Annotated in this window: 12 protein-coding genes; 2 read left to right on the plus strand and 10 right to left on the minus strand. The window is 46.4% G+C overall.

Annotated elements, in window-relative coordinates; translation table 11 throughout:
* Nucleotides 1–2: 2 nt before the first annotated feature.
* The 5 genes from IQP38_RS15680 to artP all read right to left on the minus strand — a co-directional run bounded on the left by IQP38_RS15680 (nucleotide 3) and on the right by artP (nucleotide 3,619).
* Complete coding sequence (locus IQP38_RS15680) at nucleotides 3–575, minus strand: protocatechuate 3,4-dioxygenase (protein ID WP_193837729.1); 573 nt, start codon at nucleotides 573–575, stop codon at nucleotides 3–5.
* Between the two features lie 139 nt (nucleotides 576–714).
* Entirely contained in the window at nucleotides 715–1,383 is a 669-nt protein-coding gene (artM, locus tag IQP38_RS15685) for an arginine ABC transporter permease ArtM (RefSeq protein ID WP_176311589.1), read from the minus strand.
* Nucleotides 1,380–2,069 carry an arginine ABC transporter permease ArtQ gene (artQ, locus tag IQP38_RS15690; RefSeq protein WP_005388570.1) on the minus strand — a complete coding sequence of 230 codons (690 nt, stop codon included), beginning with the start codon at nucleotides 2,067–2,069 and terminating at the stop codon, nucleotides 1,380–1,382. Before artQ ends, artM begins: the two co-directional genes overlap by 4 nt.
* Nucleotide 2,070: 1 nt before the next feature.
* Nucleotides 2,071–2,802, minus strand: coding sequence for an arginine ABC transporter substrate-binding protein (locus IQP38_RS15695; RefSeq protein WP_193837730.1), 732 nt, complete (start codon nucleotides 2,800–2,802; stop codon nucleotides 2,071–2,073).
* A gap of 88 nt (nucleotides 2,803–2,890) precedes the next feature.
* On the minus strand, nucleotides 2,891–3,619 hold the full coding sequence (gene artP, locus IQP38_RS15700) for an arginine ABC transporter ATP-binding protein ArtP (protein ID WP_318128759.1): 729 nt from the start codon (nucleotides 3,617–3,619) through the stop codon (nucleotides 2,891–2,893).
* Between the two features lie 425 nt (nucleotides 3,620–4,044).
* On the opposite strand from artP, the gene IQP38_RS15705 reads away from it, so the two are divergent.
* A complete protein-coding gene (locus tag IQP38_RS15705) occupies nucleotides 4,045–6,279 on the plus strand; it encodes a hypothetical protein (protein WP_193837732.1) in 2,235 nt (744 codons plus the stop codon).
* 141 nt (nucleotides 6,280–6,420) lie between these two features.
* Nucleotides 6,421–7,416 carry an ABC transporter substrate-binding protein gene (locus IQP38_RS15710; protein WP_138940348.1) on the plus strand — a complete coding sequence of 332 codons (996 nt, stop codon included), beginning with the start codon at nucleotides 6,421–6,423 and terminating at the stop codon, nucleotides 7,414–7,416.
* 82 nt (nucleotides 7,417–7,498) lie between these two features.
* Here the strand turns inward: IQP38_RS15710 and IQP38_RS15715 are convergent, their stop codons facing one another.
* The 5 genes from IQP38_RS15715 to IQP38_RS15735 all read right to left on the minus strand — a co-directional run bounded on the left by IQP38_RS15715 (nucleotide 7,499) and on the right by IQP38_RS15735 (nucleotide 13,285).
* Nucleotides 7,499–7,876 carry a nuclear transport factor 2 family protein gene (locus tag IQP38_RS15715; protein WP_031777276.1) on the minus strand — a complete coding sequence of 126 codons (378 nt, stop codon included), beginning with the start codon at nucleotides 7,874–7,876 and terminating at the stop codon, nucleotides 7,499–7,501.
* A 142-nt stretch (nucleotides 7,877–8,018) separates the two neighbouring features.
* Nucleotides 8,019–8,750, minus strand: coding sequence for a DUF3726 domain-containing protein (locus tag IQP38_RS15720; RefSeq protein WP_161441452.1), 732 nt, complete (start codon nucleotides 8,748–8,750; stop codon nucleotides 8,019–8,021).
* Nucleotides 8,747–10,483, minus strand: coding sequence for a hypothetical protein (locus IQP38_RS15725; RefSeq protein WP_193837733.1), 1,737 nt, complete (start codon nucleotides 10,481–10,483; stop codon nucleotides 8,747–8,749). Before IQP38_RS15725 ends, IQP38_RS15720 begins: the two co-directional genes overlap by 4 nt.
* 101 nt (nucleotides 10,484–10,584) lie before the next feature.
* Nucleotides 10,585–12,186, minus strand: a complete 1,602-nt coding sequence (locus tag IQP38_RS15730; protein ID WP_062730959.1) for a BCCT family transporter — start codon at nucleotides 12,184–12,186, stop codon at nucleotides 10,585–10,587.
* Between the two features lie 109 nt (nucleotides 12,187–12,295).
* Nucleotides 12,296–13,285 carry a membrane dipeptidase gene (locus IQP38_RS15735; protein ID WP_053303711.1) on the minus strand — a complete coding sequence of 330 codons (990 nt, stop codon included), beginning with the start codon at nucleotides 13,283–13,285 and terminating at the stop codon, nucleotides 12,296–12,298.
* Nucleotides 13,286–13,434: the final 149 nt, after the last annotated feature.

The raw sequence follows: 13,434 nt of genomic DNA on the forward strand, positions 1-13,434 counted from the left end.
AGCTAGCCAATCACAAAGTTAAATTGGCCAGTTAATCGCCCGTCGGTTCGTATGGTTTCAAACTGTAGATAATCTCGGGCTTTGCCACCCCACCATTCATCACCAGTATTGCCTTTTAAGTACAACTGAGTGGTCAGAAGCTCTTGGTTATCCCGCCACAACTTAACGTGAATGTGCGGTGGACGAGAGGCATAAGGCACGGGGTACAAAGTCTGGAACAAGTAGCGACCATCCGATTGAGTTTCTACCGCGCCAAAACCTGCAAAGTGAGTATCAAACTTATCATTATTTGGCTGCTTAGGGTGATCGTAAATCCCCTGCCCATCGCATTGCCAGATTTCTACTTTGATGCCTGAAACTGGGTTTCCCGATGTATCTACGACTTTACCTTGCAACACGATAGCTTCACCGACCAAACCTTCTGATTGCAGAATCAAGTTTTGACGAAGAGGAATGTTCACTACTGGATAAAATGGCCCTTCAGTTTGTGCTGGCGTTGGCCGGATTGGTGCTTTCGCTTTTAAAGAGGGTACGAACAACAATGTCCACAGCACTAAAAAGTGTCTTCTTTCCATGGTGCCACCAATACAATTGCGTTGAATTAAGTTTGGGGGAACTTGAGGAATTTGCCATGACGAATATAAAAAATGCCTCTACAAGAGAGTCATTCGCAGAGGCACTGTGGAGCTAAATGATAAATGTTTGATGGAAGGTTTATGCGGCTTCGAACGCCAATGCTTTCTTCTCTACCTGACGGAAAATGAGAGTTAGCACACCATTTACCGTTAAATAAAATGCACCTGCAATACCAAATACCGTCAACGTATCGTAGGTTTGTGCGTTAATACGCTGCGCGTAACCCATCAGATCCATGATCGTAATCGTGCTTGCTAGTGACGTGCCTTTGAAGACCAAAATCACTTCGTTCGAGTAAGCAGGAACAGCACGACGAATAGCGTATGGTAGCAGCACTTTCAGTGTTGCAGTTCTGTTCATACCTAATGCACGACACGCTTGCCATTGACCGGAAGGAATCGCGTTAAACGCTCCTTTGAACAGCTGAGTACTGTACGCCGCGGTATTCAACGCTAACGCCAACATCGCACAGAACCAAGGTTGGCTTAACCATGTCCAGAATACACTTTCTCTTACGGCATCAAACTGACCCGGACCGTAGTACACCAAGAAGATCTGCACCAACAAAGGTGTACCAGTAAACAAGGTGATGATGCCACGACTTACCCGATGCAAACCCGGAGTACGTAGGATCAGAGTCAGCGTCATCATCAAAGCTAAGAGACAGCCCACTACCAAAGAAGCGGCGGTCAATTGAAGGCTAGTGCCTAAGCCATCCAGCATTTGCCAAACGTGTTGTTCGTTCATGCGGTTGCCTCCTGTCCCATGCTCATGCCTTGAATTGAGAACTTCTTATCAATCAGTTTTACGGCACGTTGTGTAATCAAAGTAATGCCTAAGTAAATCGCCGCAGCAGTTGCGTACCATGTAAACGCTTCATGTGTCGCTGCAGATGTTAGCTGTGCTTGTTTCAACAAATCCGTTACTCCGATCAGTGATACAAGCGCGGTATCTTTCAGCAAAACCAACCATTGGTTAGTTAAACCTGGTAGTGCGTGTCTTACTGCTTGTGGCAAAACAATGCGAACAAAAGCATGTGCCTGACTGATGCCGAGTGCACTTGCTGCTTCTCTCTGCCCTCTTCCAACGGCTTTTAATGCGCCACGTAGAGTTTGAGAAGCGTAAGAAGCGAAGATCAATGACAACGCCACCACGCCCGACAAGAACGGGCTAACTTCAATAAAGTCGCCGGTGATTAAAAACAGAACCTGCGTCGAACCAAAATAGATGAACAACACGACAAGGATTTCTGGCAAGCCACGTACAATCGTCACAAACGCCGTCATTGGCCATTTAACGAAAACGCGGCGAGACATTTCACCACTGGCGAATACCACTGCCAGAATCAAACCGACTAAGAGGCTTGTGAAGGCTAGCTGGACAGTCATCCAACTAGCTTGAACAAGCGATAAAGAGTAACCCGTTAGTGCCATATTACTTACCGAAGTATTTGTTGTAGATTACGTCGTATTCGCCGTTTGCTTTCACTGTTTTCAGTGCTGTGTTCAGCTTGTTCACTAGCTCGTCGTTACCTTTATTTACTGCGATACCGAAACCGTTACCGAAGTATTTAGGGTTAGTGACGTGCTCACCCACGTAAGCTAGGTTGTCTTCTTTCTTGAACCATTCTGCTACGACTGCTGTGTCACCGAATACAGAATCAATACGGCCATTTTTCATATCGATGAACGCGTCTTGGTAGCTTGAGTAAGGAACCGCGGTTACGCCCGGCATTTGCTCAATCAGGTAGCTTTGGTGTGTTGAACCGTTTTGAACACCAACACGCTTACCTTCTAGTGCTTTTTGATCAGCCACTTTTTCTTTGATAGAAACAAACGCTGCTGAGTTGTCATAGTATGCATTCGTGAAATTCACTTGCTCCAAACGCGCCTCAGTAATGTCCATTGCAGAGATTGCCGCATCGTAGCGCTTGAATTTTAATGCTGGGATCAGGCTGTCAAAAGATTGGTTGTGGAAGGTGCATTTTGCTTCGATTTCTTTACATAGTGCATTCGCCAGATCCACATCAAAACCTTGGATTTGGTTGTTTTCATCCATGTATTCGAATGGGGCGTACGTCGCTTCCATCGCAAATTTGATCTCTTCTTGTCCTGCTGCGTTCGCTGAGACAAGTCCGATTAGTGAAGCTAGTAGAATCTTTTTCATTGCAATACTCCGTGTGTACTTAGTGGGCTGACACTCGCAATGACAGCCGAGCTTATCTGTTAAATAGACTGAACTTTAAAAACGTGATTTAGTGATTTAAGTAGTCAGCAAACTGGGCGGTTTGCGGGTTAGAAAACGAATCATTTGTGCCGTGCTCAACGATGTGTCCTTTTTCTAAATACAGTACGTGACTAGCGATTTTCTTGGCGAAATCCACTTCGTGCGTCACAACTACTTGTGTAATTCCGGTTTCGCTTAAATTTTTAATAATCTTAACGACTTGGTTAGTAATTTCCGGATCAAGCGCAGCGGTCGGTTCATCAAAAAGCAAGACTTCCGGTTTCATCATCAATGCACGAGCAATCGCCACACGTTGTTGCTGACCACCAGAAAGTTGCATCGGCCATGCATCCGCTTTGTCTGCCAAATGCAGCGTCGCAAGAATTTGCATTGCCAGCTTCTTCGCTTCTTCTTTATCCATGCCAGCGACTTTTACCGGAGCCTCAATCAGGTTCTCCATCACTGTCATGTGTGGCCATAGGTTGTACTGTTGGAACACCATGCCCACTTTACGACGAAGCGCTAAACCTTGCTTCTCTTTGATTTCAGTTGAAAAGTCGAATGCGTCATTAGCGATGTTTAACTGGCCGTTATCCGCCCCTTCAAGAAGGTTAAGAACACGCAGTAGAGAGCTCTTCCCTGCACCACTCGGACCGAGTAACACCAGTGTTTCGCCGCTTTCACACTTAAAGCTGACATCGTGAAGCACTTGTGTCTCACCGTAGGATTTATTGATTCCGCTTACCTGAATAGTCATGCTGACATACCGCATTAATTGTCACTTGGCATTTATATTACTCAAAAGGATTTTTTATGCAATAAAAATGTATAAAAATTAATTTTGTTAAATTTTTGTATGATAAGCAATCAATACAACAGAGAATATGACTGGTTTAATCAGTTGGTTTTAACTGAAATTGTTGATGAAAATCCAACAATATGATGGCAATCGAAACAAGGTTAAAATTCTGGTTACTTTTGTGCTTGTGTAGACGGAATTTTGAGTCTTTGAACGTACTACACCCGACGCAGACCTTCTCATTTTTGCCGGGCTTCCCCCCTCGATTTCCGGTAAAGCCTTCTATCGGCGGGTTCCTGATTAGGACTTTGTGAATAGACTATAATTTCTCTTTGTATTCTGGCCCTTAATTCGAGTCATCTAAGTATGAGTGAGATAACCCCATGTTGAAGTCGCATTGTTTTTCTCTCATGGCACTTGCTTCTCTGAGCTTACTTTCCATACCCAGCGTTTGGAGTAGAACAGCAATCGTGTTACCTGGATTGCATGAACAGGGTATTGATCTTCAAGATAAGCCTATCTCTGCTGCGGCTACACGTGAATGGGAACTGGATTATGCTGATATCGTATTCGGCGCTTACGAAAGTAAAAGTCATAATGAGCGTGTACAAGCACTTGGTTACATGTACAACCAAAAGCTGGAACTTAACTCAGGTTGGCTGGAAAACGATATACGTAATCACGCAGAACTGAATGGAATTGACTACGAAGATTTCTTTCTCCACTTTTCTGAAGACACTATCCTAGCTGAAGTCGACTCAAGCCATGGTGAGAATACTCTACTCAATCGAAAACCGATGATCGTTGGCTATACCGCCAACGCTAACCGCGCCGGTTTTTGGCTATATCAACCACCGCCATGGGATGCTGATGTATTTGGTCAGGCGAATAATGGTGGAGCCCTCTATGTCTATCACTCAGAGAAGTTCGACCGCTTAGCCTTTACGTTCTCTCAGTTTGCTCAAGGCGGCAGCTTCACGATTGAATACCCTTCTGCCATCGACTCGTTTGGTCAGGTAACTGAATGGAAACGCTTCGCGATTAAAAAAGACAAAACTGAGAACATGACTAAAAACCAAACGGTCAACTGGTCTGTCCCTTCGGATTGGGTTCGCGCTACAACGCATGATGGTAGCGGGAAAACTTATGGTGGCGGTCAGTACTTTGGCTCCACCTTTTTACGCGACGGCGGCCGCCTTTACGTTGCGAAAATTACTTGGCATGACGACAACATAGAAAACCGCCCACGTCTCGAAAACATTCAACTCAAAGATAGCTTCCCTGCCGTCAATATCTCAGGAGCACCAACGGAGACACCTGAAGGTCAAACCATTCAACGCTGGCGTAAAATTCGTGGCTTCGACAAATCTGCAGATCGAAACCAAGACAATTATCTTTCTTGGCATGAATACAAAAACCGTTCGAATAAGAATGCAACCGCACGATTTCGTTGGGAGTCACGCGTTATTCCATTTGGTCGTATGTGGAATCAAACCTCTTCTTGGGCATTGACCAATCTCGGTAATCCCGTTTTTACCAATACAATGCGCCACTATTACCAAGCTGAATGGGCGAAACAAGGTTTAAATGGTGCGTACAACGACGACACGAATAAGTTACTCGGAGAAAATCAGTTCTACGTTTATTCCGGTGGTACGGTGGATGAGCTTGGTTTGGTGGCGGGTAGCCAAGCTGCTGACGATGCGTACAAGGCGCAATTCTCGGCGTTCTTGAATAAACTGGCAACGCTGGATGAAGATGCGTTAATTGGTCTCAACATAGGTACGGCAAACTTATTCGGTCGTAATGGGCAAAACCACTTGGTTAACGCTGGCTCCTTGTACTTGCGCGAGCACTACCTTTTCCCTGCTACCGGCTTTAGTGGCTATGCTGGGTTAGCTAAGTTTTGGGATAACTCTGCACTCGCCAAAGCTGGCCAGAAAGTGATTTATCAAGCGACCACGCGTTATGGTCGCGTTCAATACTTTGGTAACACAGAAAATAATTGGAAACAGGACCAATACTCTGCACTAGCGGTGTTCTACTTAAACTATCACCCTGAACGCAGTTACTTTAATCAGTGGAACAATGGCTACTTATATGGAAGTAATAACACAACAAGTGACAACTTCTGGAAGGCAGGCGTACCAAAGAATATTGCTTATCAACCTAGCGCCTTGCTTGCCATCGATTTAGGTATGCCAACCAATCAAATCCCAGATGGGTATCAGGCGACTCCGCTAATGATGTCCACCAGCACGCCCTATTCCGCCGATTACACGGTGATTGGAGATGCTTCTATGAGCAAAGTGGCTCATCCTGACTTGCCTAATGGCGCTATCGATTTGTTACCAACCCATACGTACTTTGCGTATCACTCAGACGATACGGTAGTGATGCATGGCCCTACAGAGATGGTGTTAGCCCGCGAATTCACCAAAGGCCGAGTTCTGTATCGAACTGATTTCTTTGGCAAGAATATCGATTATTTCTCCTCACCGAAGATAACTATCGCACTTCCAGAACCTATGCGACCTGTAGATCAAGACGGTAACATCGGCGACTATGTTTCTCACATTGAGATCGGCGGCTACGAAGGGGTGTTCTTGCTGTATTAACTCCCTTTCAACCACTCTGACTAAACGCTTCATAAATCGCCGTTTTTATGCTTAACGTCACTGAAAAAAACTTGTTCACTGAATCTTTATAAACCGATGTATATACTGAAGTAAATGACAACGACAAGGAAATTCAGTCACATGAAGACGACACCTTCAATGCTCTCTGTTCTGCTGCTATCAGCATTATCTACTCATGCAAATGCGGACGAATGCGGAAAAATAACCATCGCAGACATGAATTGGAATTCGGCCAGCTTAATGGCGCACATCGACCAATTTGTCTTAAATGAAGGCTACCAGTGTGATGCGGAATTGATCCCTGGTGATAGCGTTCCTACAGGCACCTCTATGATTGAAAAGGGGCAACCTGACGTTGCGCCAGAGTTATGGACAAACGGCATTAAAGAAGCACTTGATAAAGGGATTGCGGATAAACGCTTGCGTATCGCTGGTGAATCGCTTGTCAATGGCGGTGAAGAAGGGTTTTGGGTTCCCGCCTATCTGGTAAAACAGTATCCAGAGCTCGCGACGATAGAAGGCGTCATCAAGCACGCCAAACTATTTGAACACCCAGAAGATGATGACAAGTTCGCGTTCTATAGCTGCCCTGCTGGTTGGACATGCCAAATCACCTCCGGTCACTTGTTTAATGCATTAGGGTTAAGTGAGCACGGCTTTGAGATGGTTGACCCAGGCTCTGGCGCTGCACTAGCTGGTACCATCGCCAAAGCCTATGATCGCAAAATGCCTTGGTTTGGTTACTACTGGTCACCAACACCCGTATTGGGCAAGTATGATATGGTCAAAGTGGATTTTGGTAGCGGAACAGATTTGGAAGAGTATCGCAACTGTACCACTCAGCCTGATTGCGCTTCACCAAAAGTAACAATGTACCCACCTTCTCCAGTTCGCACAGTAACAACTGAGGCGTTTGCGAGCAAAGAACCCCAAGCATTCGCGTACTTGCAGAAACGCGGATTTACCAACGAGCAAATGAGTGAAATGCTGGCCTGGATGGAAGATAACTACGCGGACGGTGAAGAAGCGATGTTTTACTTCTTTAATACCTACCCTGACTTGTGGAAAGGCTGGGTATCTGAAGACGTCGCGGTGAGAATCGAAAAAGCGCTTTGATGATTAATACTTAAAGTGCCACAAATCATTTAACCTCCCATGCCGTTTGAATAAACGGCATGGGAGACTCGTCAACGACTCGTTAATACATGGTGTGACCATTCAATGTTTCTTTGGGTATCTCTTGCAGAGCGTCCCAATGTTCAACGATCTTCCCATTGTGATCAAAACGAAAGAAATCCATCGTCACGTATTCAATATCATTAGGCCATGTTTGGTGAGTGTGTAGTGCCACCAAATTCCCTTCAGCAATGGCTCGCACAAACGTAATATCTTTATCGGGATACTCATTTTGCATCCGCTCAAAATACTCGATAAAAGCCTCGGGGCCATTTCCAACTAATGGATTGTGCTGGATGTACTCATCACCTACGTAGTCTTCAACTGCCTTTCTTGGGTTACCTCGATAGGCGGTTTCGTAAAACGCAATGGCATTTCTTTTATTCTCTTGCAGATCCATTTTTCTTACCTGTGTTGATCCATCTTGCGGATAACGGTAATCATAGTCTTTGAACTTCAGAAGTGACTGAACATCGCGCACAAAAAAGGCCGCTAAACAGCAGCCTTCATCACTTCTACTTGGAATCATCGCCTTTCATAGCTTAAACCACACCACCAGCACCGAGCATAGAACGCTCACTGTTCTCCACCAGCAACGCGGTTGCGGTTTGTTTCAGTGTTTCCCATTCTTGGTCTTCGACAAAGATACCATTTTGCCAAGAAGCTTGTTGCGTACGGCTTAACTCATCACCTTCAATGTGGGTGGTATACCCTTGCGCACTTTTCTCGATATCGAAATCGTTCACGGAGAGCTCGATAACCATACTATGCAAATCCGTATCATGCACATCAAACTGATCCGAGAAAAAGACTTCTGGTGCGATTCGTCCACGGTTTAACACATAAAGCGTTCGCTTGGGACTTGAGCCATTGACCCACTGTGCTCGACACGCAATGCCTTTCGCAGAGAGCTTCAACAACTCACTGAAACCCAGCCAACGGTTATGACACTGTTTCAACGTAATGGTAATCGACTTACGGTTGATCATTTTCTCGAGCGCGAAATCCAACACAGCGGGTAAATGACACGCTACACTCCCGTTGTGCAGTTCTACCTCTATGCTTGACGGTGTGCTGTTGGTCACCGATACGGCGCAGTCTGAATCTAACCCAAGAAACAGACTGGCGTTATTAAAATGGCGAACTCCATGTAAGCCAACCATTTGCAAGTCCGCCACCATGTTCGCAATGACATCCGCCTCACCACAGTGACGGCGCATGCCAAGAAATGCCTTATTAACCGCGGCCACCAATTCGTTGTGAGAGACGATCATAATGCAAATCCTCCGTTGATTTTTTGATTGTCACTTTGCGCAATTTCGTCACGCGGCGGCATGCTAGGGAAAATCCATGTGTCTGCCAGTTTAGGATCGTGAATTTCATCTAACAACGGCGCACCTTGGAAGAAAGTTATTCGAACCCAACGATCCGAGCGCGGATCAAACTTAGTCGCACCAAAGATCGCCAATTTACAGCGCAGTAAGTGCATTGGTAACGCATCTTTACGCAGCACGTTCATTTGAATATCCCCCATCGCACGGTTGCCTAGCGTCCATACGCGACGTGTGATCGAACGATAAGTCGGATTTTGCAACAGAAACTCTGCTACGGACATTTCTTCATCACAACCAAGCAAAGCGTGGTACAAGCGATTCACTTGTCTGCCGATATCAAGCGGCAGCTCTTTTTCTTCTCCTGCTTCCTCGCCACGAACACCAAGCCTTGGCTCTTCTTTGTCTTGTGAACGATACCAGAACCAATAATTGTTCTCGGCCAGTGAGTAATCCGCATCAATCGCCCAGCGGTACTTGCTTTGCAACACTTCCAGTAAATCTTGGATCTTTTTCCCGCCCGGAATAGATAACGTTTCATCCGTATTCATTTGGCTAGCAAATTCATCCACTAAAGATGGGTAGAGTTCGATCAAGCAAGAGGTGAGGATTTCTTGGGCTTCCACACTCATTGTTTTCTTATGCTCGACCAAACTCGCCCAATTCGGATGTGATGCCATTAACGTTGTTAGCTCTGATAGCAGTTGTTTGATGTCTGATATCGCTTGATGATTGAGCCTGTCTTGATGTTCATTAATGGTGATGACTTGCTCTAAATGACGCTGTGCTTTTTGTAGTAATCCTTGCAAAGGAGCATGGAATGAAGCTTCACATGGCATCGCAAAGACTCGCGCTACCGCACGCTCGCGAGAGGTCATCCATTGGTCAACAATACACGGGTGATTAATCAAGTATGGAGCCATGCCTAAGCCAGTAGCATTGCCGACACCAAGGTAGCGCTGCAAGCCACGATGCAAAGCCACCGCGTTGTCGCCACCTTGTTGAAGTGCCAGATAGTGCACCCAATCTAGGCTGAATTCACGCAACATATATACCGCACACACTTGCGCACTAAAAGACTGGCTGAAATCTGAGTTGTTCTCTAACAGTTTGAAATCGGCGATACCAAACTTTCCGTTACCATAAACAGCTGTGGTACGCAGGATATAACCCACTTCCGCTAACTCTTTCGGCTCAGGCTGCTCGCCTTGAGAAAGCGCGCTAACAATGTGCTCAAACACGCGCACACTTTTGTTTGCGCGAGCAAGAACAAGTACGTTGTTTGGATTACGTCCCGCTTCTTGCAGCGGTACATTTTCTCGCAATCTTTCCAACAAAGTAACATCAACATCGCCTTGAACCAGTGCAAATGTGACATCCCACTTTTCAGCAATTACGCGATCATTACGCTCGTCGTCGGCAATTTCATCACAGAATACCACCAAATGATAAACGTGCTCTGGCGTGGTCAATTTGTAAATCACATGACCATAACCACGAGGACAAAGCTGCCACTCATGCTTGGTTACTTGCCAGTTTTGGCTTGCCATATTACGAATCAGACTGCGAACAAAGCTGATTCGGTTTTGGTGCATTGCGCCAAGCCTTTCGGCTGCCATGACAATCGCTGCATCGCGCATAGTTGCTTCCGTATAAGTAGAACGATGTGCATCCATTTTGCTCACCACCTATTTGTTATTGTAAGAATACTAGGGTTTGTGCGGATGCAGGAGGAAAACACCCGCACAAGCTCCACGTTGTTTGAATTGGATAATTGTTATAGCCCTTGCTCTTTCGCCATTTTGATTGCAATTTGTGGCGCATTCCAAAGTGACGGTAACAGAATCAACGAAACCGGAACCGCGGTAATAACAATGAAAGATTGCAGAGCAGAGATGCCGCCAGAGCCAAGGGAAATTAGGATCAATGCCGTCACACCCATCATTACTCCCCAGAAGGTACGGATGATCGCATTCGGCTCCGTTTCACCACTGATCACGACACTGATTGTGTAGGTCATTGAGTCGCCCGTCGTGACGATGAAGATCGTGGTTAAAATCAGAAATAGAATTGAAGTCAGCATTGGCATTGGTAGTTGCTGAGTCACCGCAAGCAAAGCACCTGGCAAGTTAAAGCCTTCAAACGCCGCACTCACACTACCCGGTTCAGCAATTTCAAACGCAAGGCCTGAGCCGCCCACAATCGTGAACCAAAAACAAGTGGTTAACGGAGCCACTATACTGATGGTTGAAATAACTTGGCGAATAGTGCGACCACGGGAAATACGCGCAATAAAGATTGCCATCATCGGACCATAACCCAGGAACCAGCCCCAGAAAAATACTGTCCACCAACTTAGCCAACCTTCGTCACCGCGATAGGTCGCCATTGGGATAAAGTTATCCAGCATGCTCCCTACACCTTGAATGTATCCGTTAAAGATAGAATTCGTAGGGCCAAAAAACAGGATGTAAACCATCAATGCCATTGCCAGAATCACGTTGTAACGACTAAGCAGTTGCATGCCTCGGCTTAATCCACTGAGCGCTGACAAGGTGTAAAGCGCAATCGCAAACAAAATGATGATAAGCTGAGTGGTAAAGCCATCAGGAATATCAAACAGCGCATTTAACGCGTAGCTAACCTGTAAGCCTAGAAACCCAATTGGCCCGATGGTGCCTGCGGCTACCGCGATAATGCAGCACGCGTCAATCAATGCACCGAGTTGGCCTTTAAGTGCTCGTTCGCCCAAGACTGGGTAAAGCAAAATACGGGGTTTTAGTGGTAAACCTTTGTCGTAATGTAGGTGCATCACCACGATGGAAGTTAAGCTACCTACAATCGCCCAAGCCAGAAAGCCCCAGTGCATAAAGGATTGCGACAACGCATTCACCGCACCTTGCTGCGGGTTATCTTGCGCGCCGTACAAAGGGGGTGGGCTAACGTAATGCGCGATAGGCTCAGCCGCGGCCCAGAAAACACCACCACCAGCCAATAAGGTACAGAAAATAATCGCCATCCAGCGGAAAGAATCCATTTCTGGTTTTGCAATCCCGCCCAACATCACCTTGCCTGTTCGCCCTGCAGCCAAGCCAAGACCAATAAGAAAAGTGAGAAGCAGCAGTAACTGCCAGTATGGACCAAATACCTGAACTGCCCAGCCAAAGCCAGCGTTAACGATCGTAGATAACAGCTCGCCGTCATAAAGTGCAATAGCAACGAACAACGCGATGAAACCACCGCTATACCAAAAGGCCGGGTTACTCAGTCCTAATTTGTCCGTCGTGTTTTCTGTTGTTGATGTGTTGTGTTTTGCTTTCGACTTGCCCGATGACACGCTCATCGTGGAAGCTTTCATGCTATTGGTTAAATCAGACATACTCTGGCTCCAGAGGTTCTTTGCAGCAGCCAAAGACTGGCTACAAATGTGAGTTTTACGCCTGCCGTATTGTTATTATGTGGGCAGGCGGTTCCTACTTTGGGGAATGCTATGAAATAGGCTCTAATCCTTCTTTAAGGAAGTTGAACCAGTTTTCACCCAATATTTTTCCAGCCTCAGATTCACTGAATCCGTGACCCATTAATCCGTTGTAGATGTTCTCCATCCCTGCGCTGCCGCAGAACCATGGCAGCGCATCTGGCCATCCCGAGTTACTTGCAGAACCTTCGCCGTAATCCATCGCTTTTGACCAACGCCCGTTGCGCATCCACTCCAACACTTGTTGCGGCTGATTTAGGCACAAATCGCTACCGATACCTAAATGGTCAACGCCAAACATGTCTGCGGTTTTCGCAACCATCTGGCAGAAATCATCCAGCGTGCACTGGCTGCCATTTGGCAAATGGAATGGATATAAACTGAATCCAATCAAACCACCGCGCTCCGTCAGTGCTTTGATCACGGTGTTGGACTTGTTGCGCAGTGCGTCATGCGCAAATGTCGGGTTAGCATGGCTGATACAAATTGGACGCGAAGAGAGCTCGATAGCTTCCAACGTCGAACGCTCCGCGCTGTGGGACATATCAATGATCATCCCGACTCGGTTCATCTCTTCAATCGCTTGTTTACCAAAGCGAGTTACGCCGGAATCGTTTTGTTCGTAACAACCTGTCGCCAGTAAGCTTTGGTTGTTGTAGGTCAGTTGCATGATCAGCAGACCTTGGCGGCGCATCACTTCAATCAGACCAATTTCATCATCGATTGGTGAGCAATTTTGCGCGCCGAAGAAGATGCCGACTTTGCCTTCTGCTTTGGCTTTTTCTACATCTGCCATTGAATAAATAGGCATGATGAGGTCCGCATTTTGCTCGAAGCGCAAGTTCCATTCAGCAAAACGCGTTAAGGTTTCGCGCGCAGTTTCGTGGTAGACGATGGTGGCATGAACGGCGGTAATGCCACTCGCCTTAAGCGTTTGGAAATACTCTCGATCCCAATTGCAGTACTGCAATCCGTCAATCACAATCCGTTGTTGGTACATAACCACTCCTTAAACAATTTCTTAGCCTTTCAGTGCGGGTAACTGACACCATCAGCTACCCTGCTGTTCTTAGTAAGGGCGCTGATAAGCGGTTTTCACCACGGTGTAGAACTCTTTGGCGTACTGCCCTTGCTCACGAGGGCCAAAGC

It is taken from the genome of Vibrio sp. OPT41, from assembly GCF_015163595.1.
GTDB classification, from domain to species: Bacteria; Pseudomonadota; Gammaproteobacteria; order Enterobacterales; family Vibrionaceae; genus Vibrio; species Vibrio alginolyticus.

Coding starts and splice junctions, on each gene's coding strand:
- IQP38_RS15680 (WP_193837729.1), bottom strand. CDS start 575: ATGGAAAGAAGACACTTTTTAGTGCTGTGGACATTGTTGTTCGTACCC.
- artM (WP_176311589.1), bottom strand. CDS start 1,383: ATGAACGAACAACACGTTTGGCAAATGCTGGATGGCTTAGGCACTAGC.
- artQ (WP_005388570.1), bottom strand. CDS start 2,069: ATGGCACTAACGGGTTACTCTTTATCGCTTGTTCAAGCTAGTTGGATG.
- IQP38_RS15695 (WP_193837730.1), bottom strand. CDS start 2,802: ATGAAAAAGATTCTACTAGCTTCACTAATCGGACTTGTCTCAGCGAAC.
- artP (WP_318128759.1), bottom strand. CDS start 3,619: ATGACTATTCAGGTAAGCGGAATCAATAAATCCTACGGTGAGACACAA.
- IQP38_RS15705 (WP_193837732.1), top strand. CDS start 4,045: ATGTTGAAGTCGCATTGTTTTTCTCTCATGGCACTTGCTTCTCTGAGC.
- IQP38_RS15710 (WP_138940348.1), top strand. CDS start 6,421: ATGAAGACGACACCTTCAATGCTCTCTGTTCTGCTGCTATCAGCATTA.
- IQP38_RS15715 (WP_031777276.1), bottom strand. CDS start 7,876: ATGGATCTGCAAGAGAATAAAAGAAATGCCATTGCGTTTTACGAAACC.
- IQP38_RS15720 (WP_161441452.1), bottom strand. CDS start 8,750: ATGATCGTCTCTCACAACGAATTGGTGGCCGCGGTTAATAAGGCATTT.
- IQP38_RS15725 (WP_193837733.1), bottom strand. CDS start 10,483: ATGGATGCACATCGTTCTACTTATACGGAAGCAACTATGCGCGATGCA.
- IQP38_RS15730 (WP_062730959.1), bottom strand. CDS start 12,186: ATGTCTGATTTAACCAATAGCATGAAAGCTTCCACGATGAGCGTGTCA.
- IQP38_RS15735 (WP_053303711.1), bottom strand. CDS start 13,285: ATGTACCAACAACGGATTGTGATTGACGGATTGCAGTACTGCAATTGG.